The organism is Bacillus sp. Marseille-Q3570 (assembly GCF_946151055.1).
GTDB lineage: Bacteria > Bacillota > Bacilli > Bacillales > Fictibacillaceae > Pseudalkalibacillus.
In genome coordinates this window covers 72,397-96,688 of the sequence record NZ_CAMGYZ010000001.1, presented here as the reverse complement: position 1 = coordinate 96,688, position 24,292 = coordinate 72,397, and the positions used below count along the sequence as shown (strand labels likewise).

At 42.0% G+C, this 24,292-nt stretch carries 23 protein-coding genes; 8 read left to right on the top strand and 15 right to left on the bottom strand.

All coding sequences use genetic code 11. From position 1 onward, the window contains the following. The first annotated feature begins 23 nt into the window (after positions 1-23). From N8M93_RS00460 to N8M93_RS00440, 5 genes are all read left to right on the top strand, one after another. Positions 24-803, top strand: a complete 780-nt coding sequence (locus tag N8M93_RS00460) for a sugar phosphate isomerase/epimerase (protein WP_261128988.1) — start codon at positions 24-26, stop codon at positions 801-803. Beyond that, entirely contained in the window at positions 800-1,963 is a 1,164-nt protein-coding gene (locus tag N8M93_RS00455) for a Gfo/Idh/MocA family protein (protein WP_261128986.1), read from the top strand. Before N8M93_RS00460 ends, N8M93_RS00455 begins: the two co-directional genes overlap by 4 nt. Positions 1,964-1,975: 12 nt before the next feature. Next, a complete protein-coding gene (locus tag N8M93_RS00450; protein WP_261128985.1) occupies positions 1,976-2,944 on the top strand; it encodes a sugar phosphate isomerase/epimerase in 969 nt (322 codons plus the stop codon). 151 nt (positions 2,945-3,095) lie between these two features. Further along, positions 3,096-4,352 (top strand): cytochrome P450, encoded by a 1,257-nt coding sequence (locus N8M93_RS00445; RefSeq protein WP_261128984.1) that lies wholly within the window; start codon positions 3,096-3,098, stop codon positions 4,350-4,352. Between the two features lie 189 nt (positions 4,353-4,541). Then, positions 4,542-4,724, top strand: a complete 183-nt coding sequence (locus N8M93_RS00440) for a hypothetical protein (RefSeq protein ID WP_261128981.1) — start codon at positions 4,542-4,544, stop codon at positions 4,722-4,724. Positions 4,725-4,896: 172 nt separating this feature from the next. Here N8M93_RS00440 and N8M93_RS00435 read toward each other — a convergent pair whose 3' ends face one another. Next, positions 4,897-5,865: an LAGLIDADG family homing endonuclease gene (locus tag N8M93_RS00435; RefSeq protein ID WP_261128980.1), complete on the bottom strand. Its 969-nt coding sequence runs from the start codon at positions 5,863-5,865 to the stop codon at positions 4,897-4,899. Between the two features lie 122 nt (positions 5,866-5,987). Here N8M93_RS00435 and N8M93_RS00430 point away from each other — a divergent pair, with 122 nt between their 5' ends. Next, on the top strand, positions 5,988-6,329 hold the full coding sequence (locus N8M93_RS00430) for a general stress protein (RefSeq protein WP_261128978.1): 342 nt from the start codon (positions 5,988-5,990) through the stop codon (positions 6,327-6,329). A gap of 52 nt (positions 6,330-6,381) precedes the next feature. Here N8M93_RS00430 and N8M93_RS00425 read toward each other — a convergent pair whose 3' ends face one another. The 3 genes from N8M93_RS00425 to lysA all read right to left on the bottom strand — a co-directional run bounded on the left by N8M93_RS00425 (position 6,382) and on the right by lysA (position 8,256). Continuing rightward, on the bottom strand, positions 6,382-6,660 hold the full coding sequence (locus tag N8M93_RS00425) for an OsmC family protein (protein WP_261129660.1): 279 nt from the start codon (positions 6,658-6,660) through the stop codon (positions 6,382-6,384). Then, a complete protein-coding gene (locus tag N8M93_RS00420) occupies positions 6,661-6,855 on the bottom strand; it encodes a hypothetical protein (protein WP_261128976.1) in 195 nt (64 codons plus the stop codon). An 87-nt stretch (positions 6,856-6,942) separates the two neighbouring features. Further along, the gene (gene lysA / locus N8M93_RS00415; RefSeq protein ID WP_261128974.1) at positions 6,943-8,256 is read right to left on the bottom strand and encodes a diaminopimelate decarboxylase; all 1,314 of its coding nucleotides are present in this window, start codon (positions 8,254-8,256) and stop codon (positions 6,943-6,945) included. Positions 8,257-8,411: 155 nt separating this feature from the next. On the opposite strand from lysA, the gene N8M93_RS00410 reads away from it, so the two are divergent. Beyond that, entirely contained in the window at positions 8,412-8,834 is a 423-nt protein-coding gene (locus N8M93_RS00410) for an Lrp/AsnC family transcriptional regulator (protein WP_261128972.1), read from the top strand. A gap of 96 nt (positions 8,835-8,930) precedes the next feature. On the opposite strand, the gene N8M93_RS00405 is transcribed toward N8M93_RS00410, so the two are convergent. The 10 genes from N8M93_RS00405 to N8M93_RS00360 all read right to left on the bottom strand — a co-directional run bounded on the left by N8M93_RS00405 (position 8,931) and on the right by N8M93_RS00360 (position 21,664). Continuing rightward, positions 8,931-10,496, bottom strand: a complete 1,566-nt coding sequence (locus tag N8M93_RS00405) for a BCCT family transporter (protein ID WP_261128971.1) — start codon at positions 10,494-10,496, stop codon at positions 8,931-8,933. A gap of 145 nt (positions 10,497-10,641) precedes the next feature. After that, positions 10,642-12,075: an aldehyde dehydrogenase family protein gene (locus N8M93_RS00400; protein ID WP_261128970.1), complete on the bottom strand. Its 1,434-nt coding sequence runs from the start codon at positions 12,073-12,075 to the stop codon at positions 10,642-10,644. A gap of 19 nt (positions 12,076-12,094) precedes the next feature. Next, positions 12,095-13,153 carry a homoserine dehydrogenase gene (locus N8M93_RS00395; protein ID WP_261128968.1) on the bottom strand — a complete coding sequence of 353 codons (1,059 nt, stop codon included), beginning with the start codon at positions 13,151-13,153 and terminating at the stop codon, positions 12,095-12,097. After that, positions 13,143-14,384, bottom strand: coding sequence for a M20 family metallopeptidase (locus N8M93_RS00390; RefSeq protein ID WP_261128963.1), 1,242 nt, complete (start codon positions 14,382-14,384; stop codon positions 13,143-13,145). Before N8M93_RS00390 ends, N8M93_RS00395 begins: the two co-directional genes overlap by 11 nt. 35 nt (positions 14,385-14,419) lie before the next feature. Beyond that, positions 14,420-15,619, bottom strand: coding sequence for a cystathionine gamma-synthase family protein (locus N8M93_RS00385; protein ID WP_261128962.1), 1,200 nt, complete (start codon positions 15,617-15,619; stop codon positions 14,420-14,422). A gap of 26 nt (positions 15,620-15,645) precedes the next feature. Next, positions 15,646-16,641, bottom strand: coding sequence for a cyclodeaminase (locus N8M93_RS00380; RefSeq protein ID WP_261128961.1), 996 nt, complete (start codon positions 16,639-16,641; stop codon positions 15,646-15,648). Between the two features lie 24 nt (positions 16,642-16,665). Beyond that, a complete protein-coding gene (locus N8M93_RS00375; RefSeq protein WP_261128960.1) occupies positions 16,666-17,853 on the bottom strand; it encodes a M24 family metallopeptidase in 1,188 nt (395 codons plus the stop codon). A gap of 194 nt (positions 17,854-18,047) precedes the next feature. Continuing rightward, positions 18,048-19,751: a PucR family transcriptional regulator gene (locus tag N8M93_RS00370; protein WP_261128954.1), complete on the bottom strand. Its 1,704-nt coding sequence runs from the start codon at positions 19,749-19,751 to the stop codon at positions 18,048-18,050. A gap of 25 nt (positions 19,752-19,776) precedes the next feature. Continuing rightward, positions 19,777-20,802: a hydroxyectoine utilization dehydratase EutB gene (eutB, locus tag N8M93_RS00365; protein ID WP_261128953.1), complete on the bottom strand. Its 1,026-nt coding sequence runs from the start codon at positions 20,800-20,802 to the stop codon at positions 19,777-19,779. Between the two features lie 394 nt (positions 20,803-21,196). Then, positions 21,197-21,664, bottom strand: a complete 468-nt coding sequence (locus tag N8M93_RS00360) for a hypothetical protein (RefSeq protein ID WP_261128952.1) — start codon at positions 21,662-21,664, stop codon at positions 21,197-21,199. 409 nt (positions 21,665-22,073) lie between these two features. On the opposite strand from N8M93_RS00360, the gene N8M93_RS00355 reads away from it, so the two are divergent. Then, positions 22,074-23,144, top strand: a complete 1,071-nt coding sequence (locus N8M93_RS00355) for a branched-chain amino acid aminotransferase (RefSeq protein ID WP_261128950.1) — start codon at positions 22,074-22,076, stop codon at positions 23,142-23,144. Positions 23,145-23,338: 194 nt separating this feature from the next. Here N8M93_RS00355 and N8M93_RS00350 read toward each other — a convergent pair whose 3' ends face one another. Then, positions 23,339-24,163 (bottom strand): aldo/keto reductase, encoded by an 825-nt coding sequence (locus N8M93_RS00350; protein WP_314728249.1) that lies wholly within the window; start codon positions 24,161-24,163, stop codon positions 23,339-23,341. Positions 24,164-24,292 lie beyond the last annotated feature (129 nt).

The window sequence follows — 24,292 nt, the reverse complement described above, 5'->3', positions numbered from 1 at the left end:
TAGTCAAGCTATAGGAGGTATCCATGAGTAAAATCGGTTTACAGTTGTATTCGATTCACGAGAAAACAGCAAAGGATTTTCTCGGGACTGTTCAGAAAGTTGCAGAGATAGGCTATGAAGGTGTTCAATTCGCAGGTTTTTTCGAAACGGCAGCGCGAGATGTCAAGATGGTATTGGACGAAAATGGTCTGGTTAGCGCTGGTGCTCACATCGCTTTGGACCAACTAAAGGATGAGGAACTCAAAAGGACCCTCGAATATCAACACGTGATTGGAAACAAATTGATCATTTGTCCTGGAATCCCTGCGGAAAAACGTCAATCAGTTGATGATTACAAAGCAATCGCTGAGACGTTCAATCAGATTGGTGAGATATGTAAGAAAGATGGCTTCACCTTTGGTTATCATAACCACGATTTCGAGTTTGATAGATTTGGAGAGCGAACAGGGTTTGACTTGTTATTTGAAAATACGGACCCATCACTCGTAAAAATGGAGCTTGATTGTTATTGGGCTGCTTTTGCTGACCATGACCCATACAATATCATCGATAAATACCGGGATCGAATCGTTTCACTTCACATTAAAGATATGAAATTGATCAATGGAGATAAAATAGGCACAGAAGTCGGTAATGGACAGTTGAATTTTGGTTCTATCGTTAAAGCCGCTGAAGAATATGGTATTGAATGGCTCACCGTTGAACAAGAGGAATTTGAGAGGGACCCATACGAAAGTCTGACTATCAATCTCAAAAACCTTCAATCGATCAGGTCAAAAGTTCCCGAAGGAGGGAGCTCATGAAAAAGATCAAAGCTGGAATCATAGGGACAGGTTTTTCAGCAATGTCTCATTTGGAAGCCTTGAAACGACTTCCGAACGTTGAGGTAGTTGGAATCGCTTCGAGCGAACTCTCTAAAGCAGAAAAAGTAGCCAATCAATACCATATCGATCATGCGTATGATGATGTAGACCATTTGATCAATGATTCAGAAGTGCAAGTCGTTCACAATTGCTCCTCGAATTTTTTACATTATCCTTTTAATAGAGATATCCTACTGGCTGGAAAACATCTGCTGTCTGAAAAGCCGTTAGCGATGAACAGTGAAGAGTCGAAAGAATTGAAGGAACTTGCGAATAAACATAATCTTATAGCTGGTGTATGCTTCAACTACCGACACTTCCCGCTCGTCAAGCAGATGAAAGAAGACATCACTTCAGGTCTGCAGGGAAGAGTAAATCTTGTATACGGAGGATATGTACAGGACTGGTGTTTACATGAGACAGATTACAGCTGGCGTATGGATGCGGAAAAGAACGGTCCTTCACGGGCAATAGCCGATATCGGTTCACATTGGTGTGATACTGTCCAATATATCCTCGGTAAGAAAATCGTAGAAGTATTCTCCGATTTGAAGACAGTTCATCCTACCCGTCAAAAACCGAAAGCGGAAGTACAGACGTTCGGCAAAAGTGATTCCGGCGATACAGAGGAAGTCCAGATCGACACAGAGGATTACGGGAGTGTCCTCGTTCATTTCGAAGACGGCATCCACGGGGTTTTCACTGTTTCCCAGGTTAGCCCTGGACGTAAAAATAAGTTCTATTTTGATATCGCAACAGCTCATGCCACATACTCCTGGGACCAGGAACAGCCGAACCGGCTATGGATCGGGCAACGGAATGAACCGAACAAGGAACTGGTGAAAGATCCAGCTCTCCTTACTCCAGAAGCGGCAAGCCTAGCCCATTATCCAGGTGGACATCAGGAGGGGTGGCCGGATGGACTGAAGAACTTGATGCTGGATTTTTACGGAGCAATCAATCAAAAGGAAGACAATGTTGAATTGGAAAATGAAACATCCTTCGCTTCTCTTGCTGAAGGTCATCGGATCATGCAGTTGGTCGAGGCGATCCTTGAGAGCCATGAGACAAAAAGATGGGTCCAAATTTCTGAAGAGTAGAGGTGTCATACATTGAAACTAGGCGTATTCACAGTCTTATTTGCTGAAAAATCATTCGAAGAAATGCTTGATCATGTGAAAGAGAGCGGATTACATGCTGTAGAAATCGGGACTGGCTGTTACCCAGGGGGTGCGCATTGTCCTTTAGACGAACTGCTGGAAGATGAAGGCGCACGTAAACAATATCTCCAGAAGGTCCAGGAGCGGGATTTGACAATCAGTGCCTTCAGCTGCCATGGAAACCCGATCTCACCTGATGAAAATTTTGCGCAAGAATCTGATGAAACGTTGCGTAAAACGATCAGGTTAGCTGCATTGATGGATGTTCCTGTGGTTAACTGTTTTTCCGGAGTAGCAGGGGATCATGATGGTGCCATTCATCCGAATTGGCCAGTCACCCCATGGCCGGGTGATTATGGGGACGTATATGAATGGCAATGGGAGAATAAGCTTATCCCTTATTGGAAGGAAATCGGCCAATTGGCAGAAGAGCACGGGGTGAAAATAGGGCTCGAACTACATGGCGGTTTCCTGGTTCACACACCTTACACAATGTTGAAGCTCCGAGAAGCAACGAACGACTCGATTGGTGCAAACTTGGATCCGAGCCATTTATGGTGGCAGGGAATTGATCCAGTTGCTGCCATCAAAATACTGGGTGAAGCGGATGCAATCCATCATTTCCATGCAAAGGATACGTATATCGATCAAGACAACGTCAACATGTATGGACTGACTGACATGCAGTCTTACGGTGAAGTGAGGACAAGGGCATGGACTTTCCGTTCAGTAGGTTGCGGCCACAGTGTAGATGAATGGTCGAACATCATCAGCGCACTACGGATTTATGGCTATGACCATGTCGTGAGTATTGAGCATGAAGATCCGATCATGTCGATCGACGAAGGATTCAACCGTGCAGTAACCAACTTGAAAACAGTACTGATTAATGAAAAACCATCCGAAATGTGGTGGGCTTGATATCTCTTAAACCGTTCAGTTATAATCTGGACGGTTTTTTTGGTCAGTGGCATGAATATGTTTAAGAGGTTTTATTTTCGTGAAAATGGGTTTAATAAGAATGTCGTAACTCATGCCATCTAAATTTGAGATGAAAAGGAGCTGATCATTAATGTCCTCGAATGCAAAAGTCCCACATGATAAAACGATCGATAATAGTATCGCTTTGATGAAGGAAGGATATCGATTTATCGGAAACCGGATTGACGAATATCAATCAAACCTGTTCGAAACACGATTATTAGGTGAAAAAGTGATTTGCATGAGCGGGGAAGAAGCGGCAAGGGTTTTTTATGACACCGATCGCTTTCAACGAAAAGGTGCTGCACCAAAAAGAGTTCAAAAATCTTTATTTGGTGAAAACGCAGTACAATCAATGGATGGTGAAGAACATATACACCGGAAACTTCTTTTCATGTCATTGATGACACAACCCCATCAAAAAAGGTTGGCAGAGCTGATGAAGAATGAATGGGAAAATGCTGCACATAAATGGGCTTCGGAAGAAAAGATCGTACTGATCGAAGAGGCGAAGAATACTTTATGCAAGATTTCTTGTGAATGGGCAGGTGTACCATTAAAGGAATCAGAAGTTGAAGAACGAGCAGATGATTTCAGTGATATGGTTGATGCGTTCGGAGCAGTCGGTCCTCGTCACCGTAAAGGAAGAAAAGCGAGAAAGAGAGCTGAAAAATGGATTCAAACGGTCATTGAAGATGTTCGGAACGGCAATCTTGAAGCAGAGGAAGGCTCCGCTTTACATGAAATGGCATTCCACCGTCAGCTCAATGGCAAAAAGTTGGATGCGGAAATGGCGGCGATTGAACTGATCAATGTGCTGCGACCAATCGTCGCCATTGCAACTTTCATCACCTTTTCTGCATCAGGACTCTATCAAAACCCACAGTATAAGGAAAAACTTCAGCAGGGTGACGAGCAATTCCTTGAAATGTTCGCACAAGAGGTTCGACGATTCTATCCATTTGGCCCATTCGTAGGTGCAAGGGTGAAAAAGGGGTTTATATGGAACGATTGTGAATTTAAGAAAGGTACGCTTGTCCTCCTTGATATGTATGGAACGAATCACGATCCCAGGATTTGGGGGGATCCTCATGAATTTCGGCCAGAGCGTTTTGAAGACTGGGACGGAGATCTATTTGAATTCATCCCACAAGGTGGAGGAGATCCAGCAAAAGGACACCGATGTCCAGGAGAAGGGATAACCGTTGAAGTGATGAAAGCGAGTCTCGATTTTATTGTAAACAAAATCGACTATGAGGTTCCGGGACAGGATTTAAGCTACAGCCTTTCAAAAATGCCTACATTGCCAAATAGCGGCTTCATCATGAAAAAAATCAAATTAAAATGAGTGAATTTCAGGAACAACCTGTTTTTTTAAAAGCAGGTTGTTTTTTATATTTTATGATGATATCTATTGTCCAAAGTGGTTAAAAGGAACGGTTCAGAACAAAATCGACAACCAAATTGGAAATATAGATTCCTATATGGATGAGGCTGATGAGGTCGTTGTCTTGATCCGGAAGATCTGTTTAATAAAGTGGATGCAGTTCATCTTTATGGGGTCATAAATGCTCACGGAGAGCAAAGCGGCGTCATCCAGACGAAGTTACGCACTAAAAAAGGCGTAGTGAGTTCCAGTAAAGAAAACGATGATCAGGAATTTTTTGCAGAAGATAATGATCAGAATGTCATTGCAAATATGAATTATTTACAACTTTAAGTGACTAGTTCAAATAGTATTGAAAATTCGATTATGTCTCACTATCATAAGTATACTATGGTAATGAGACGGAATTTTGGATTTTTTCTATTGGTAGTTATAAGATATATTATGTTAACAAATAAAAAGTAAGTGAAAAAAGAGAGTCTTATAAAACTCTCCCTTTTCATAGTTAATTTATTATTTTGTTAAACTTCTCTTTGAACTCTCGATCGTTCTTTAACCAGTTTTTATGTGTAATTGTATTTATTGCTACTGATTTACATGCACTTTCTATGCATTTTGTTTTTGTTAGTTGTTCGAGAAAATTTCGCTTTCTTTTATTAACCGCATTTTTGGTAGCTTTAAATTCACGATCAGTTAATAAATCCAAAGGTATTTTCTCCTTTTTAAATTCATCATACTTTCTTTTTAAATATAAATTCTTGTCTTTATAGATCCATTCTGCAAACATTTGAATTGACTTCCTTCCGCTAATAAACAATCTAAAGTGTTTATTTTGAGTTACTAAATTAGTCTTAAATCCTTTAGCAATCAGAATTTCTTGTAACGCTTTCATAAATTCACCTGAACCACCTACAAAAATAATCGTATAACCTTTATAGTTAATGCTTCCATCACCATCAAAATACCCTCTAATAAAGTGATGCAGAAATTCCTCCGGTACGTAAGGGAACAATACATCATTTGACTTACAAGGGTTAAGATCATGGATATTGATGAGATCTTCTTTCATAATTTTACTATGCAAATTTAGAGTATACACACCATTCCTTTTAACTCGATATAATGGTTGCTCGGTCCTTAATTCTTGTTTTATCTCGTCAAGGATATATGGTTCTTTTTGGGTTATGGATACAAGTTGCGCATGTTGAGAAACTAATCCATCTGCAGTGAACAACCCTAAGATATACGCCATCGTTCCAGACCAGGTTTTAAAATAATCTTCGTTAAAATGGTATTTTCGTTTCCAATGCCCTCTTGGTCTCCTTTCTACATTAGCCTTTTTGAGTAATTTATTTATGTATCTTGATGAGACATTTGCAAGTTCAGCTATTCTTGTGGTGCTCTCTCCTTTTTTATAAAGAGAGATGATTTCTTCAACTTCTAAAGTCCTTTTCTTCTTTGGACCTCTGGACATGAAATCACACCTTTCCAAAATATACCTTCATTTCCATTATACGAACAAACGTTCGTTTACTCAAGTGTTTTGTTTAATCTTAATTGATATAGGGTATTTCGGCTTTTAAGGAGGCGATTCATTTGAAACCTAACTATAAGATTTTCCATAATGACGAACATTTGAGTGAATCCATCGATAAACTACGTAAAGATGGTGTCAGAGATGACGACATTTATATGCTTGCGCACGATAATGATCATGACAGACGTGCAAGAAAGAAAAACGATGCAAATAAGATCGGGGTCAAAGTGACCGGAATCGGCACCGCCACTAAAAACGTATTTAGAGGCAAACCAGATAAATTAATTTCAAAAATGAAAGAAATAGGGTTTGATCAATCAAAAGCACAAAAGCTTGAAGAAGAATTGGACAAAGGAAAAACACTCTTAGTCGTTACAAATCAGGATGAAGTGAAACTTTAAGAGACTGAAAAAGCCTTAGTCCACTAGACTAAGGCTTTTTGTTGAGGCTCGATCAGCTTTCTTCTACTTCGGTTATTTCCCATTCATGTTCAAACTCGACACAGCCTTTTAACGTCTGGGCAACAGGACAACTTTTTTCAAATACGCCTAATGCTCGTTCAGCACTCTCTCTTTTCCCTTTTGGAATCTCCAACTTGTAAAGACAGTGGATCTTGGTGATTTTCAATACTCCGTCTGGAGCTTCGATCACACCTTCAAATTGGCCTTGTAGTTTATTTGGAAATGTCGGTATTTTACGCGCCTCCAGCGCGCCTGAAAGTGTTCCTGTCAGTCAGCCTCCTGCTGCTGATACAATGTGATCCAATGTAGAGGGTTGTTCTTCTTCGGGCACAGCCTTATAGAATTCTTTCACACCTCCGTGTACCCCATAACGGACAGGCTCTTCAAAATCAGCAATGTAGGCTCGGCGACTCGGTCTTTCATCTTGAATAACTTTAATTTTTGAAATTTCTATTGGTTTACTCATAGTGCCTCACTCCTTAAGAATGGAAGATTTGTTTTCTGGTAACCCTAAATCGACTATATTCATATAATTAACCTTTGTTCCTATTACTCAAACATTCCGTTTAAATGGAAGATCCAATCGCAACAGATCTTCATATGTTTCCCGTCTAATCACCAATTGTGCTTCTCCATTCTCCACAAAGACGACTGCTGGCTTCGGGAGCCGGTTATAATTGTTTGCCATGCAGTAGCCGTATGCCCCTGTGCAAAAGACAGCGAGAAAATCGCCGGGATGTGTCTCTGGTAACAAGACCTCCCAGATTAGCATATCCCCGCTCTCACAACATTTTCCGGAGACAGTGACCTTACGATCATGTTTTGTTGTCATTTTGTTTGCCAAAGCCGCTTCATACTTTGCCTGATAAAGGGCTGGTCTTAAATTGTCGCTCATCCCTCCATCTATTGATAAATATGTTCGTATTTCAGGAACTTCTTTTTGCGAACCAGTTCTATATAATGTTGTTCCGGCTTCACCGACGAGAGACCGTCCAGGCTCGATCCAGACTTCAGGCATATTCATATTTAATTCGTAGACATTGCGTTTAACTGCTTCAATTATTTTGTCGACAAACACGTGTGGGGAAAGTGTAGGATCATCCTCTGTATATCGAATGCCGAATCCACCGCCTAAATTGACTACATCGGGGACAAAGGCGATTTGGTCATTCCAATGCTTGATGCGTTCGAAAATCGCATCAACAGTAACGACATAACTATCAGTCTCGATGACTTGCGATCCTATGTGACAATGAACCCCCATAAGATTAAAAGAATTTGAATTTAACACGAGTTTGATTGCTTCATCAGCCTGGCCGTTATGAAGATCGAAGCCGAACTTGGAATCTGCTTGCCCTGTTGAAATGTAATCATGTGTACAGGTCTTTATACCGGGAGTAAGCCGTATGAGGATGTTCGCTTTAATATCGAGTTCTCTGCAGAACAGTTCCAGTAGTGCAATTTCATGAAAATTATCGACTACAAAACATCCGATACCTAATTCAAGTGCCATTCTTAATTCTTCAGCGCTTTTATTGTTGCCATGGAAGTGGATCTTTTCAATTGGAAAACCTGCGGCAACCGCAGTATGAAGTTCACCACCAGAGGCTACATCCAAAGATAAACCTTCTTCATGAACCACTTGGATCAATGCGATTGAAGAAAAGGCTTTACTTGCATAAGAGATCTTCCCTTTCACATCCGCTTTTTGGAATGCAAATTTGAACTCTCTTGCGCGTTTTCGGATCAACCCCACATCATAGACAAATAACGGCGTTCCATATTGAGCTGCTAACTCTACAGAATCGACACCGCCGATTTCGAGATGGCCATTGTGATTGATTGTGCTGGTCCCATGTAAATACAATCCCAACCCTCTTTTCCACTCTGTGTTAAGTACTTATATTTTATGAAATACAAAGGTGCGAGTACATAAACATAGTAAAGGAATTTACATCATATTGTTTAAAAACGATTGTAATTATATGGAGAAACTTATGTTTTTAAAGGTTGGTGACTTTTTTGGACGAAATCGATCGCAACATCCTCGTCATTCTACAAGAGTATGGGCGGATATCAATGACGGATCTCGGGAAAAAAGTGGGACTTTCCACTCCGGCAACAAATGAAAGAGTGAAGAAGCTTGAAGAAAAAGAGGTCATAACCGGGTATCGGGCTGTCATCGATCCCGAAAAACTCGAAAAGTCCGTGACCGCATTCATTCTGTTCGATACCAGGCAAGGTAAACAGTTCAGAGGCTTTTGTGAGAAACACCCAATCGTATTGGAATGCCATCGTTTAGCTGGTCAATATAGTTATCTGGTGAAAGTCGTAACCGAATCGGTTGCAAATCTCGAGGAATTCATCGATGCTGCGCTCGTTTATGGGGAGCCGTCCACCCTTCTGAAGCTCACGACAGTCGTGGAACACAAAGCATTTTCCTGATATTCTCCTCTATAAAAATTCAAGTTTAATTATAAAAGTATTCCAAATAACTCTAAAACAATGAAAAAGGAAGGAACCTGTCCTCCCTCCCTTTTGTCATTGCGCTTTTCTTTCGAGTTCTTGTATTTGCTCTGGATGTCCCATTTCACGTTGCGATTCTGCACGATCCTTCCTAAGCGATCGATAAAGCGATAGTGTAATCATTATCAAGATCACGGTGAATGGTAGTGCTGAGACAAGTGATGCAGCTTGCAAACCAGTCAGTCCGCTGCTGATGATGAGAACAATTGTGATTCCGGCCATCAATATGCCCCAGATCATTTTTACTGTATTCGACGGGTTCAAACTTCCACCTGACGTCATCATACCGAGTACAAATACGGCTGAGTCGGCTGATGTGACGAGAAAGATCAAAATCAAAGCCATAATGATGATCGAAAAGAAAAAGTATAAAGGGAACTCTTGCAGCAAAACAAAGACCGCTGTCGTTACATCCTTCGAAACTGCTTCAGCAATGGCTGTATTTTGGAATAGGTCCATATAGAGTCCTGTTCCCCCGAAAATGGCCATCCACATGAAGGCTATGCCTGGTGGGACGACCAACACACCAACGACGAACTCCCTGATCGTCCTTCCACGTGAGATCCGGGCGACAAACGATCCGACGAAAGGCGACCAGGCGATCACCCAAGCCCAATAGAAGACAGTCCAATCTTGAACCCAAGTATCTCCACTATAAGGAGTCATGAAAAAGCTCATTTCAGCAAAGTTCTGAAGGTAGTCTCCAATCCCTAGCACAAGACTATCCATGATGAAGACAGTCGGACCTTTGAACAGGAAAAATGTCATCAGTACCATGACAAGGATCATATTCGTATTACTTAAGAATTTGATTCCCTTATGTAGACCGGTAGTAGCCGATGCAAGGTAAAGCACGAGCAGAATCAAGACGATCACTGTTTGCATCCAAGCGTTGTTCGGGACTGAAAAGACATAGTTCAAACCGCCGTTTATTTGTAAAATGCCCATGCCCAATGAGGTTGAAACCCCTATGACGGTAGCAATGACTGCAAGAATATTGACCGATTTCTTGAGTGATTCTTTTCCTCTTTTTATATGAATACCCTCAAGTGTTTCACTTACAAGAGATTTACTCTTCTTCCGGAACTGGAAGTATGCAAGCGCCAAGCCGACGATCGTGAAGACGGACCACTGATGGATTCCCCAGTTGAAAAAGGAATACCGCATAGCTAGTCGTGCGGATTCTTCAGATTGCGGCTGAACACCCTCAAGCGGCGGATTGGTGAAATGGGTCAATGGTTCGGCGACACCCCAGAAAACGATTCCTACGCCAAAACCTGCACTGAACAACATGCTGATCCATGTAAAAAGAGAAAATTCCGGTTTTTCATCATCTTTACCGAGTTTGATCTTTCCGTACTTACTGACGGCAAGAAAAATGCAGAATGCCACAAAACCTGCAACTGAAACCAGATAAAACCAACCGAAGGAGTAGCTTGTAAAATCGAGGACGGATTGGGCATTTTTTGCGAGACTGTTTGGTGAAAGTGCTCCCCAAATTGTAAAAAATGCAATGACGACGGCAGATACTTTAAAAACAGGATTGTTATATGAAGCTTTTTCTTTTCGATTCTTCTTCAAATAAATCACCCTTTTATTTGGTTGTTTGTAATCATGTTTTCTTTTCATAAATCTGCAGGAACAAGTAGGAGCGGCATAGATGGTGAGCGAGATGAATTTAGAAAGGGGTTGACGTTCAGCCTTCCCCTTCCTTAACTGCGACTCTTTACAATTTGTAGCAAACGACTTTCGGTTCCGTCATTTCCTTGATCGAGAATTTGATCCCTTCACGGCCCAATCCCGAATTTTTAACACCTCCGAAAGGCATTGCATCGATTCTGTAGTCACTGCTGTCATTGATCATGATTCCCCCGACATCCAATTTTTCGATTGCTATGTGAGCTTTTCTTACGTCATTTGTGAAAATCCCTGCCTGTAATCCGTAGTTTACCTCATTCGCTTTTTCAATAGCGCACTCGAGATCAGCGACTGGGTATAAGAGAACGACTGGCCCAAATATTTCTTCTTTCGCAATCGTACAATCCTCAGGAATATTCGTTAAAACCGTTGGCGAATAGAAGGCTCCCTCGCGGATTCCGCCTTGCAACAACTCAGCTCCCTTTTCGATCGCTTCCTCAACAAGTCGTTCAACCCGGATCGCTTCTTTTACATTAATTAGCGGTCCCATGTCTGTCAGTTCAGATTGCTTATCACCAACAGAGTATTGTTTTGTCCTTTCTACAAAACCCTCTTGGAAGGAGGTGACCAAATTCTCATGGATATAGATCCGCTGTACACTCAGACAGTTTTGACCCGCTGCTGAAAAAGCTCCAGAAACCGAAGCTTCGATGGCTTCCTGTAAATCAGCATCTTCCAATACGATGACCGGTGAATTCGATCCTAGTTCCATGCTGATCTTTTTCAAACCAGCTTTACGGGTGATCTCTTCCCCTGCTTCCAACCCTCCTGTAAAAGAGATCATCCGGATTGCTGGGTGAGTGACAAGTGCCTCTCCAATTTTATTCCCATGACCTGTGATGACCGACAGGACCTTGGCAGGGAGCCCTGCTTCGGCAAATGCTTCTGCAAGCTGCAGTGCGCTAAGTGGTGTGGCGGATGCTGGTTTTACAATGATGGCATTACCTGAAGCAATAGCCGGACCGACTTTATGTGCGACAAGGTTCAATGGATCATTGAATGGTGTGATGGCTCCAACGATACCGATCGGCACGTGGTAATAATACCCTACCCGATTCTCACTGCCTGGTCTTTGATCAAAAGGGATCGTCTCCCCGTGTATCCTTCTTGCTTCTTCGGCACTGATCCGCAGGGTTTCGATACACCTGGCAACTTCCCCTCTTGCCTCACGAATCGTTTTAGAGCTTTCACGCGAAATGGTGTACGCGTATTTTTCGTTGTTCGTTTCAATATGATCAGCAGCTTTATTGATGACGTCTATCCGTTCGTGAACAGGCATTGAAGCGGCTATTCTCGCTCCTTCTTTTGCTTCTTCTATGCATTGGAGCATGTCGTCGACTGAAGCAGCAGGTACTGTATCTATCAAACTGTCGTCCTGTGGATCTCGTACTTCGATGACGCGTTCACGATCCATCCATTGTCCTGCTACGAGCATTTTTCGACCTGCAAATTGAATTTTCATAGAAATGACCGCCTCTCTTTTATTTGATCGTGATAAATTTCTTTTCCCGATGGATATGAATCAAGTCAATCAACAGTGAAAAGCCTGTTTCGACCTTGCCCGCACCTGCACCGCTCAATGTTACCGGGCCAAGAAGATCACATTCATACGTCAACGCGTTGGTAGCCCCATTAATTGAGGCAAGCGGATCTGTGAGATCGACCTTTTCCGGTGAAACAGAGGCAACCGTCCTGCCCTTTTCATTCCGAAGTGTCGCCAGCAGTTTCCAGCGTTTGCCTTCCCTTTTTGCACTTTCAATATCCTCTTGTGTGATACCGGTTATCCCACTGCATGATACATCTTCAACTTTCAAAGGGATTTTCATCACATGATTTGCTAAAATGACGACTTTATATCTGGCATCAAAGCCTTCTACATCACTTGTAGGATCAGCTTCTGCATACCCAAGTTCCTGCGCCTCTTTAAGTGCCTCTTGATAGGAGACGCCTTCTTTTTCCATTTTCGTAAGGATGTAATTGGTGGTTCCGTTCAAAATCCCTCGTATTTGCGTTATTGTATTTCCGGCTAATGTTTCGAGGGGCATCCTTAAGGCTGGCGTCCCGCTCATGACCGTTCCTTCAAATCCCCAATGGACTGTACAATCTTCAGCTATTCGTGAAAGTTCATTGTAAGCAAGCGCCACAGGTCCTTTGTTCGTCATGACGACATTTTTACCACTCATAAATGCTGCCTTGCAATGATCGATTGCTGGCTGACCTGTTTGGACATCTGTGTATGAAACTTCGATGATCGTATCTGCATTCGAGTCTTGGATCATTTTAAAACTATTCCAGCCAGTGACAAGACCTGGAGTATCTGGATAATTTTCGAGGCTGCCTGTGTTGCTCAAGACTTCCAGAACCGAATCGATATCAAGACCCTCTGGGTGGTAGATTGAACCTTTCATCAAATCAGATATGCCGACAATGACAGGCTCCATTTCCTCTTCTTGTATTAATGTTTCTTTTTTATCCTGTAATATTTCAGCGAGTCCCTGGCCGACTACACCAAAACCGATAAATGCCATTTTATGCTTCATATGTTCGTACCTCCACGTTTCGATTAATTAATGTTTCACGATTTAGAACTTTTACTGCTGTTTGTACGAGAATACCCGTTCCTATCGGTAAACATGATTCATCAATATCAAAGATTGGAGTGTGAAGATCCCTTTGAATCCCATTTGAAGGAGCTGCACCTAGAAAAAACATTGCGCCTGGAATCTTTTGGGTCACGTAACCGAAGTCTTCTCCACCTAATCCGAATGGACGTTCCTCAATCCTGATTTGTGGATAGATTTCATCAATGACTTCCTTTATCCCTTGATTCACGAGCGGATCATTGTATAAGGCAGGTTCCCCTTTTTCAATTGATAAGGAGAACTCTCCACCAAGTGGCTCAACTATCGACAATGCCCTCTTAAGTTCAATCCCTAGTTGATCACGTACCTCAGGAGTATAACTGCGCAATGTACCTGTAATGGTTACCTCGGTTGGAATGATATTATTTGCTGTACCAGCATGTATTTGCCCGATGCTCACGACTGCAGCATCTAATGTCGATATTTTTCGCGAGGGGATGCTGTATACTGCTTGCAGGACAGGTCCAAGCATCCATATCGGATCTGTACCACGTTCAGGATAAGCACCATGACCTCCTGTACCGGAAATCTTCGCTTCAAACACATCCACGTTCGCCATACTATAGCCATCATTCATTTGGATACTACCAGCTGGGAGCCATGGGCAGACATGAAGGGAGATTGCTGCATCAACCTTTTCATAGACTCCCGCATTCACTAGATAGGGAGAGCCGGATAGCCCCTTTTCATCGGTACTTTCTTCAGCTGGTTGAAAAATGAACTTCACTGTGCCTGCCAGACTTCCATTTTGGAAAAGTTCCGACAGGACAGCGGCTGCTCCAAGTAACATGGCAGTGTGGGCATCATGGCCACACGCATGCATGACGCCTTCCTTTCTAGAGATATAACTCGTATTGTTCCTTTCCTTAATCGGTAGTGCGTCGATATCCGCACGTAATGCGATGGTCGGGCCTTCTCCTGAAGTCAAAGTTCCGAGAACGCTCGTTTCAACTCCGATTCCTTTCTCGACCCTGATTCCGGGGAGTTGAGAAAGGGTGTCCGCAACAAATCGAGAGGTCCAAAACTCTTGAAAACTGAGTTCTGGATGTTGATGAAGCATGCGGCGCCAGTCGATCAGCTGGCTTAACATCCTGTCAGCTTGCTGCACGATCGGATGTTTATTGGACATGTGTATGTTCACCTCCTGCCTTGACATTATATCGATCAAACTTTGAGGGCACTTCCAATATGATTGAAAGCTTGCTCAAAATCGGCGATGATATCTTCAATTTCCTCGATGCCGCATGAAACCCGGACAAGGCCTTCTGGGATGCCCATTGCTGCTCGTTCTTCTGGGGTACATTCGACGTGGCTCGTCGTTCGGGCTGGACCGACAGTCGTTTCAACTGCACCTAGATTAGCAGCACGATTGGCAAACTGTAATTTCGGGAGAAGATGACGGACTGTATCCACACCACCTTTTACTGCAAAACTGAGCATTCCTCCATAATCTTTCATTTGCTTTGTTGCAACATCATGTAACGGATGTGTTTTAAGCCCTGGATAATAAACGCCCTCAACTAATTCTTTTGTCTGAAGATAGTTTGCCAGTTCCATCGCATTTTTACATTGCTGGCGTACCCGGAGATGGAGCGTTTTCATTCCGCGTAACATCAAGTATGCAGCCATCGGATCCATTGTAGCTCCATTGATTTCACGGTAATGATAGATTTGTTCAATATGCTCTTCCCGGCCGCAAACAACTCCCCCCAGGGCATCAGCATGACCCCCTAAGAATTTCGTTGCACTATGGATGACGAGATCTGCTCCTAAAGAAAGAGGATTCTGGTTGATCGGTGTCGCGAAAGTGTTATCAACCACGACCAATGCTCCAGCAGCGCGACCGGCTCTCGCTAACCGTTCGATGTCTGAAACTTTTACCGTAGGATTAGTCGGTGTTTCCAAATATAATATCTTGCATCCTTTTGCGACTTCCGTCACGATCTGTTCATGGTTCCCTGTCTCACAGAGACCGACTTCGATCTGTTGTCTTGGCAAGAATTCTGTAAAGATTTTATTCGTTCCTCCGTAAGTATCTTTTATCGAAACAATGCGATCACCTGGAACCAGGAAGGTCGACAGGGTATTGCTGATCGCCGCCATTCCTGTTGAAAAACTAGTAGCAGCTTCTGCTCCCTCAAGAATTTTAACCTTATCCTCAAAAGATTGGACAGTCGGATTTGTGTTGCGTCCATAGATATGACCTTTCTTTTTTCCAATCGCTACATCGTACCATTCATCCATGTCGTCATATCCGTAAGCGACACTTAGGACGACAGGTACCTGGGTTGCCCCATGTACCAAATAGTCTTTTTCTCCAGCCCAAACTGCTTTTGTTCCTGCTTTGATATTTTTATTTTCCATAAGATCACACTCCTATCGATTTTTCTTTACGCGAATGTCTTGTTATCAACCTTCAAGCCTTTGTTTTGATTAACAGATTCGTTGTATGCGAACAGAGCAATCGCTGTGTCTTGTACTCCCGTACCTGTCAGATCACACACCGTAATTTGATTATCATCTTCCCTGCCTATGATTTGCTGTGTTGTCAGTTGCCCGATTTCAATCACGGCAGAATCGTCTATCACAGCACCACTCTCCAATGCATGATGCAACTCACCGAACCTTGCACATTGTGCTTTCGTATCACATACTAAACGATCGGCTCGGGCTAATACCTCTGCCTCTATTTCCTGTTTATGTTCAGCGTCTGATCCCATTGCGGTAATGTGGAGCCCAGGGTGAAGCCATGCCGCTTTGATAACGGGCTCGTTTGCAGGTGTTGTCGTGATGACAACATCACTTTGTCGGACAACGGTTTCTGCGATATTAACCGCCTGGACTTCTAATCCAAGCTCAACAGACATTTCCTTTGCATATTCGGCAGCACGATCAAGTGAACGGGAATATACCAGCACTTTCTTAAAATTACGCACAAGCTTCAAGGCATGGACTTGATATCTTGCCTGATCTCCTGCACCTATGACACCGACCGTCTCAATGTTTTCTCTTGAAAGGTACTTAGCTGCGATCGCTCCGGCCGCTGCCGTCCGGATGTGTGTCAGATAACCATTGTCGAGTAAAAGGGCTTGAGGAATTCCAGTTTGAGTACTGATCAGCATCATCAGTCCATTTCCACTCGGAAGACCTAGCTTGTGGTTATTGAAAAATCCTGAAGAAACTTTGATTGCAAACATTTCTTTTCCTTTAACGTAGGCTGATTTTACATCCACTTCACCATTTTGGTCATGAAGGTCGATTCGCATGATCGGCGGCATCTTGACTTCACCATTAGCCAATTTTACGAATCCTTCTTCAACGATCGAGATCGCTTCAAGATTCAATTGGACATGATTTCTAAGCTCCTGTTCAGTAAGGATAAGCATGAGCTCTTAACTCCTTTACATGTATTAGTAGTTTGTTAGCAATCCATCTTTGATGATCAGTTGACGTGGAAGCGAGGCGAATGTCTCACATCCATCCTCCGTCACCCGTAAGGCTTCACTAGCTTCAAACCCGTAATGGTCCAACCAGATTCCTGGGATGAGATGGAAGGTCATGTTAGGCTGAAGCACAGTTCTATCCCCTTTACGGATACTCGCTGTATGCTCACCCCAATCTGGCGGATAGTTGAGTCCGACAGAATAACCGAGGCGAGACTCTTTGATGATTCCACTTTTCACGATGGTCCTTCTCCATGTTTCTTCGATTTCCTCACAGTAAATGCCGGGTTTGATCATGTCCAGGCAGGCATTCAATCCTTCAACCACTACTTCTGAAAGTCCCCTGACTTTTACTGTAGGCGGGCCGATATTCAATGTTCTGGCAAGAGGAGAATGATACCGTTTATAACACCCTGCAAGTTCTAAAATGACAGCATCACCTCTCTTGTAACGGTCATCTGTCCATGTCATATGCGGAGTCGATGTTTTCTCTCCGGAAGGCAACAAGGGGACGATTGCCGGATAATCACCACCAAATTCAGAGGTACCGGAAATCTGAGAGTGAAAGATCTTTGCTGCAACGTCACACTCCCTTACACCTTCATCAATCATCTCAATCCCAGCCATCATGGCACTTTCCACGATTTTTGCAGCTCGCTTCATATACTCGATCTCAGTATCGGACTTTATGATTCGAACCCAATTGACAAGCAACGTAGCATCTTGAAAAGATGCATTAGGCAATCCTTTCTTCAGATGCTCGTAACATTTGGCAGTAAAATAATAATTCTCCATCTCGACTCCGATCGAGCGACGTTCCTGCCCAATCTGTTTCAAAATTTCAGCTACAAAATCCATGGGATGTTTTGAATCTGACTGGACATGATCGTCGGGATACGGAATGATGTTTTCATGGTAAATCCAGGTGGTCAGCTTAGCGCCATTTGCATCCTGTCCTCGACCGATCCAAATCGGTTGATCCTCATCATCGATGATCACCAGCATTTGATGAACGTAGAAAGACCATCCGTTATAACCAGATAAGTAATACATGTTTGCAGGATCAGTGATGAGCAAAACTTCAATACCTTTGGAAGCCATTTTTTCTTTGGTTTTCCGGATCCTATCTTTATATTCTTCTGTTCCGAATGACATGAGGGCATCCCCCTTTTACAAATTAGTTGTTTTAATTTTTGGAATATTATGATTTTGTATCATTATAGTGAATAAGAGGTGAAAATTTCATCTGTAAAAATGTATGAAATTTTCGAAGTTGTCTTAGTCAATTTTGTAGCAAAATAGAAAAAACCTGGATGGAGTCAGAACTCCATCCAGGTTTTAATTCATATTTAAAAGTCTTTCGATATGCCGATTTTCCAGGTCTTGATACTTAAATCCAGTAAGAATAAATCATCCGGATCGATCAAAGAAAGCCCGGTCAGTGTTTCAATTTTTCGGAGACGATATAATAGCGATTGCCTGTGTAAATTCAATGCCCTTGACGTTTTACTTACATTTCCTTGATACTGGTTATACGTACTGAACGTCCCTATCAAATCCATGTTTCTTTTCTCGTCATACTTTACTAAAGGGTCGATCGTTGACATGATGATCTGCTTCATTTCACTATTTTTGGCAATACTTAGAAGTACACGGTCAACTCGTGTATCCTCATACATCATCCGTTGACCAATTCCCTTCTTGCTTCTGCCGATTTGTAATGCAGTTTGTGCATGATGATAGCTTTCTTTGAACCCATTCAAATCATGTTGATAGTCGCCGCTCCCCCATGAAATGACTACACCTGGAAGCAGGTTGCGCAAACGTCGATCAACGAGATCCAAGAAATCCGCAGGGTTCTCACTTATCTCCTCTCCAGTTGATTCAATATAAATGATCAAATGTTCACCTTGATAGGTCATCATTACTTCCCGAGCCAGTGACTGTCCGGCATAGACGATTTCCTCTTCTATATAACGTATCATGCTTTTGAACCAATGTTCATAGGAATGATACTCTTTTTTCCATTTTTCAAAGAGGGTTTTCAGATTTTCGGGGAGTCCGACGATACAAATATAAGGAACTTTGAGGTTGTAACCTAGTAATTGGGCCCTGGAATTCGCTTGGTCTAATGAATGGAACTCACCTTTTGCCAGCTCTTGGACAAAATCACTCCGGAGACGCATTTTAGTATCTTCTACAGCATTTTTACGAGCAAGCCAAAGGGCAATCGTTGTTGCTGCATGATCCAAAACATGAACCCTGAATTCCGTCAATGAAGATTCAATAGAGGCATCAGGAGGAATTGAAACATATAAGTATCCTTGTGGGCTTCCTGACACTTTCAGAATCGGTAATCTCAATACCGATTGGCCATCGATTTCAAACTCCTGGAACTTTTGGAACATCGGGTCGTGTGTGATTAATTGTTCTTCTGGATTAGCTGACATCCCATCAGGTAAGAAATATCCTCTTCCTCTTCTTTCACTCAACCCAACAAAAGTGCCACTTTTCCCCTGTATGGCTCCTGCTTCATCCGTCAACAGGATGGGGTATCCTATATGTCTTTGAATTGAGCTCAAAATATATGGAAGTTCTTTCTCTTGTAAAATCAAATTCAAAAGTTCTTGCTGGACTTTCTCTGATTGTTGACGTTCTTCGCGGTTGATACCATTCAGTATCACCATTACTTCCTCAACTATATTGGCAAAACGCACTTCCCAGGGGATTTCGACTATGACGAAATCCCTCTTTTCTGCTAACTCGATCACTTCTTGAGGAATATCGAAAATGTGTCGTCCTAATGCTATGACGAGAGTAGATGCTTTCGAATCAATGATGTCTTGTACAAATTGTTTTAAGGAATCAAGATCCTGCCCGCAGCCAATGGCAGTACTCAGGACAACTTCATTTTTACGGACAAAATTCTCGACAGGCATTTCAATAGCTGAAATCCATTGAACATGGCGTTCACTAAGGATTCCTTTTCCTGATCTTACCCTTGCACTTTCCATGATATCCAGTTCTATGAAGTCCTTTACTGTCAAGCTCACATTTTACCTCCTCAGTTTATTTTTTTCAGAGGTGTTTTGAATCGCCCTTCTTGCTATAATCTTGGATGATATTGTGAAGCACAGATAGATCCACATTATTACCACTGATAATGACAGCAATCGCACCATTCTGCTGAACAACATGATCACCTACAAGGGCCGCTATACCTGTTGCCGCTGCTCCTTCCATGATCAAGCGGTGTTTATCCATCATGAAGGCCATGCTGTAAGCGATCTCATCTTCAGGTATTAGGATGAGGTCATCCAAATATTGCTGTACCATTGGGAATGTATATTGGTTGTCAAGGCCTATCCCGCCTAGCAGACTATCGGCAAGTGTATTTTGTTCTTCCAACTGGACAGGCTTCAGTGCTTTCAAACTTTCATACATGACCGCAGCATGTTCCATCGAAACGCCAGTGATTTTGATACCGGGGTCGTTTGATTTCAGTGTCAAGCTGATTCCAGAAAGCAAGCCACCTCCTGATAGTGGGATGATGACATTTGACAGCCCTGGGATTTCTTCTAATAGTTCCAGACCGATGGTTCCTTGTCCGGCAATGACATAAGGATCGTCAAATGGAGGGATCACCGTCATTCCTTTTTCTCTTTCTAATTCATAGCAACGCTCTCCTGCCATATCTTGACTATCCCCATGAATCTCAATTTTTGCCCCTAGTCTTTTCAATGAATCTACTTTTGCTTTGGGTACACGTTTAGAGATACATATAACAGCTTCAATACCTAATTTTTTTGCGACATAAGCTACAGCCATTCCGTGGTTTCCTGTTGAAAACGTGACAACTCCTCTTTTTCTCTCGTTTTCATTTAAACTTAATATCTTGTTAGCTGCTCCTCTTACTTTGAAAGATCCTGTATTATGTACATTTTCAAGTTTTAAATAAACAGGGCATCCTGACTTTTCTGTCAGTATTTGTGATTCAAGTAACGGTGTCTTATGAATGAGAGAGGAAATTCTTTTCTTTGCGGCCCATACATCAATGATGGTTACTTCGCCTTTTTCCTTTCTTGAATTCGTTAAATGGTTCATTCTTTATCCTCCTTTTCACAATAAGTTTTCACCCTGTTTGATAATGGAATTATTTTCACTATTATAACTTTTACCCATATGAACTTGTCTAGATAAATTTTGAAAATTACAAAATTTAATATTTATCTAATGTTATAAAAAATAGAGGCTGGAACAAATGAACATTGTTCAATAGAAAACCCGAACAATTTGTCCGGGTTTTCTTCAGTGGTAATAAATGAAGGTTCCGCTTCGTCAACATCCTTTGCTTTCTTGCGGGGTCTTCGACTCGTGCTGTTCCCGCAGGAGTCTACGGATGTTGTCTACGCTTTTCGTCTTTCATTTTCTCCGATCTATTTTATTGTTCGTCTTTTTGTTGGCAGTTATAGTTTTGTCCCAGCCTCCTTTGGTCAGTTTATCCTTCATCAACACTTTGTTGTAATTCTTTTAAACTGTCTATGGATGATTGAGTGAGTTCTTTCACTTTTTCAACATCGGGTTTATCCTTTTGTGATTCATTAATAAGGGGATACAAGCTTTCTTCGACCTTTTCATAATGTTCTGGATGCTTTTCTTCAACTGTCTTTTCGATCAGATCCCATTCTTCCTCAATTGTCTTTCCGTTTTCATTTATTTTTTTGATATCATCAGAGGATTGATCAAGTGTAGATTCCATGGATTCTACAGTACCGATGAAGTTTTCAACCTCAGAGCTCAACTTCTTATCAGGTTCTCTGTCTTCGCTTTTTTTCTCTTCTTTTTCGCCACTTTCATTTTGGCTTTGCTCCGAGTCATTGTTGTTTTCAGGGTTCTCTTCTGATCCACAAGCTCCAAGGAATAGGCCAAGGACTAGAATGAAACTGAATAATTGAAGTCGTTTCATGATCTCCACCTTTCTTATTGACTAGAGGTTTTGCAAGAATTTGTACCACGTATTTTGATACATTAAACAAATATAGATGGAATTCGCTAATTCGAACTAGGTAACCCCTGGCTTTACTCCTATTTTCAACACCTAAAGAGTTGTGTCGAAAAAACTCAAATGTTGATAAAAAGCAAAATATGTACATATATTATGGGATATGTGTTTAATGAATGCTGGGAAATGTACATAAAACGAAGATGTATCTAAATCATTTGCAAACATTCTTTAACATGAAGTCGAGTTTAAAATGGGGTTTCTGCAAAATTTACTCTCATTTTAGTGACTTAGCACTTTAAATAAATACAGTTATTGCGTACAATGTAACATAATCTATCCACTTCCCAACAAAAAGACAAAGGAGTTTTTCATGATGAATCAAGAACTAACCATTGTAAAAAGCACACATAAGCAGCAAAAGCCGAGAGCCGATGAAATACGATTCGGCAGAAACTTTACTGACCACCTTTTCATCATGGATTATGAAGTGGGAAAAGGCTGGTTTGAGCCGCGCATCGTTCCTTATGAGCCCTTAACATTGGATCCTGCGGCAATGATTTTCCATTATGGGCAGACCGTATTTGAAGGGTTGAAAGCTTACCGGGCAGACGATCGTATATTACTTTTCCGTCCAGAGAAAAATTTCGAGCGGCTGAATCGTTCCAGTGATCGTTTAAGCATTCCATCGATTGATGAAGAACAAGTAATGGAATACTTGAAAGAATTGATCAGATTAGAAAAAGACTGGGTACCCTCAACGCCAGGTACCTCACTATATGTCCGTCCGTTCATCATTGCAACGGAACCTAATCTTTCTGTCGCTCCTTCTAAAACGTATAAATTCATGATCCTCCTTTCTCCAGTCGGACCTTATTTTTCAGGTGGATTAACCCCGGTAAAAATCCTTGTCGAGGATAAGTTCACCCGTGCTGTAAAAGGTGGTACCGGAATGGCAAAGACTGCCGGAAATTATTCTTCTGCCTATCAGGCTCAAGCGAAAGCGTACACTGAGGGCAATGCGGATGTCCTCTGGCTCGATGGAATCGAAAAGCGGTACATTGAAGAAGTCGGGAGCATGAATATCTTCTTTAAAATAAATGGTGAAGTTGTCACTCCAGCATTGAACGGTAGCATTCTGCAAGGAATCACCAGGATGTCCGTCATTGAGTTGTTGAAAGAATGGGGTGTTCCGATTACGGAAAGAAGGATATCCATTGAAGAATTATACCAGCATCATGAAGATGGTGAACTAGAAGAAGCATTCGGGACCGGAACCGCTGCTGTCATTTCACCCGTCGGAGAATTGAACTGGCTTGGAAAGAAAATGGTGATCAACAATCACGAAATAGGTGAGTTATCTCAGAAGTTGTATGATACAATCACAGGTATCCAAACTGGAAAGCTTGAAGACCGCAACGAATGGACAGTCGAAGTAAAATGATAGTTTTGAACATGGCACTTTCCAAATTGGAAGGTGCCACATCTTTCTAGATAAGTAGTGCTTAACCTATCTACTTGATTAGAAATAAAACATAAATGAGCAGAATTCAGGAATAACAGCTGAAAATTGAAAAGAACTATCCATTTTTTCTCTTGGATAGTTCTTTCTTTGAATGTATAACACATCTTAGGGTATTACCTCATGTTCATTTCACTTGGTTTTGGACCTTTTCGTTTGTTGCGATCCAATGAATTGATATTATCTATTTCTTCCCGGTTAAGTTCAAAATCAAATACATCGAAGTTCTCTTCAATACGGGATGGTGTCACGGATTTTGGAATGACGATCGTATCGTTTTGCAAATGCCAGCGAATGATCACCTGGGCTGGAGTCTTGTCATACTTCTTTGCTAACTCCCCTATCATTTCGTTTTTCAATACTTCTCCACCCTGCATGAGCGGGCTCCAAGCTTCTACATAAATGCCATTTTCACGTCCAAATTCCTTTAGTTCGTATTGGGCTAAGAACGGATGACATTCTATCTGGTTAAGGACTGGTGTAACTTCACATTCATCTAGCAAACGTTGTAAATGATCCTGATCGAAATTACAGACGCCAATCGCTTTTACACGGCCATCATGGTACAACTTTTCCAGTGCTTTATAGGTTTCCACATATTCATCAAATTCGGGAGTCGGCCAGTGAATCAAATATAAATCGACGTAATCAAGTCCAAGTTTATCAAGACTGTCATCAAATGCACGCAGCGTATTTTCATACCCCTGGTCCGAGTTCCACACTTTTGTTGTGATGAACAGCTCTTCCCGAGGGATGCCGCTTTGTTTAAGTGCCTCTCCTACTCCTCGTTCATTTCCATAGATGGCAGCTGTGTCAATAGAACGATAGCCAACCTCAAGTGCTTTTTTCACTGCTGGAACTGCTGCTTCATCTTCAACCTGCCACACCCCAAAGCCTAACTGTGGCATCTTTACTCCATTATTCAGTGTCACATATTGCAAGGTGAACCGCTCCTTTTCAATTGGGAATAAAACAAGTTTATCAATTAACGTTCTGAACTTCATTTCTAACGACTTCGAATATAAAAAAACTTCCACTGAATATAGAAGTTCTTTTACAATATCTTATGA

What these genes read in the sequence shown, in the direction of transcription:
- N8M93_RS00400 (WP_261128970.1), bottom strand. Translation starts at nt 12,075, where the DNA reads ATGAAAATTCAATTTGCAGGTCGAAAAATGCTCGTAGCAGGACAATGG.
- N8M93_RS00390 (WP_261128963.1), bottom strand. Translation starts at nt 14,384, where the DNA reads ATGTCCAATAAACATCCGATCGTGCAGCAAGCTGACAGGATGTTAAGC.
- N8M93_RS00435 (WP_261128980.1), bottom strand. Translation starts at nt 5,865, where the DNA reads ATGTCCAGAGGTCCAAAGAAGAAAAGGACTTTAGAAGTTGAAGAAATC.
- N8M93_RS00375 (WP_261128960.1), bottom strand. Translation starts at nt 17,853, where the DNA reads ATGTCATTCGGAACAGAAGAATATAAAGATAGGATCCGGAAAACCAAA.
- N8M93_RS00420 (WP_261128976.1), bottom strand. Translation starts at nt 6,855, where the DNA reads ATGAGTAAACCAATAGAAATTTCAAAAATTAAAGTTATTCAAGATGAA.
- N8M93_RS00455 (WP_261128986.1), top strand. Translation starts at nt 800, where the DNA reads ATGAAAAAGATCAAAGCTGGAATCATAGGGACAGGTTTTTCAGCAATG.
- N8M93_RS00380 (WP_261128961.1), bottom strand. Translation starts at nt 16,641, where the DNA reads ATGCTTATCCTTACTGAACAGGAGCTTAGAAATCATGTCCAATTGAAT.
- N8M93_RS00395 (WP_261128968.1), bottom strand. Translation starts at nt 13,153, where the DNA reads ATGAAGCATAAAATGGCATTTATCGGTTTTGGTGTAGTCGGCCAGGGA.
- N8M93_RS00355 (WP_261128950.1), top strand. Translation starts at nt 22,074, where the DNA reads ATGATGAATCAAGAACTAACCATTGTAAAAAGCACACATAAGCAGCAA.
- N8M93_RS00385 (WP_261128962.1), bottom strand. Translation starts at nt 15,619, where the DNA reads ATGGAAAATAAAAATATCAAAGCAGGAACAAAAGCAGTTTGGGCTGGA.
- N8M93_RS00460 (WP_261128988.1), top strand. Translation starts at nt 24, where the DNA reads ATGAGTAAAATCGGTTTACAGTTGTATTCGATTCACGAGAAAACAGCA.
- N8M93_RS00360 (WP_261128952.1), bottom strand. Translation starts at nt 21,664, where the DNA reads ATGAAACGACTTCAATTATTCAGTTTCATTCTAGTCCTTGGCCTATTC.
- eutB (WP_261128953.1), bottom strand. Translation starts at nt 20,802, where the DNA reads ATGAACCATTTAACGAATTCAAGAAAGGAAAAAGGCGAAGTAACCATC.
- N8M93_RS00445 (WP_261128984.1), top strand. Translation starts at nt 3,096, where the DNA reads ATGTCCTCGAATGCAAAAGTCCCACATGATAAAACGATCGATAATAGT.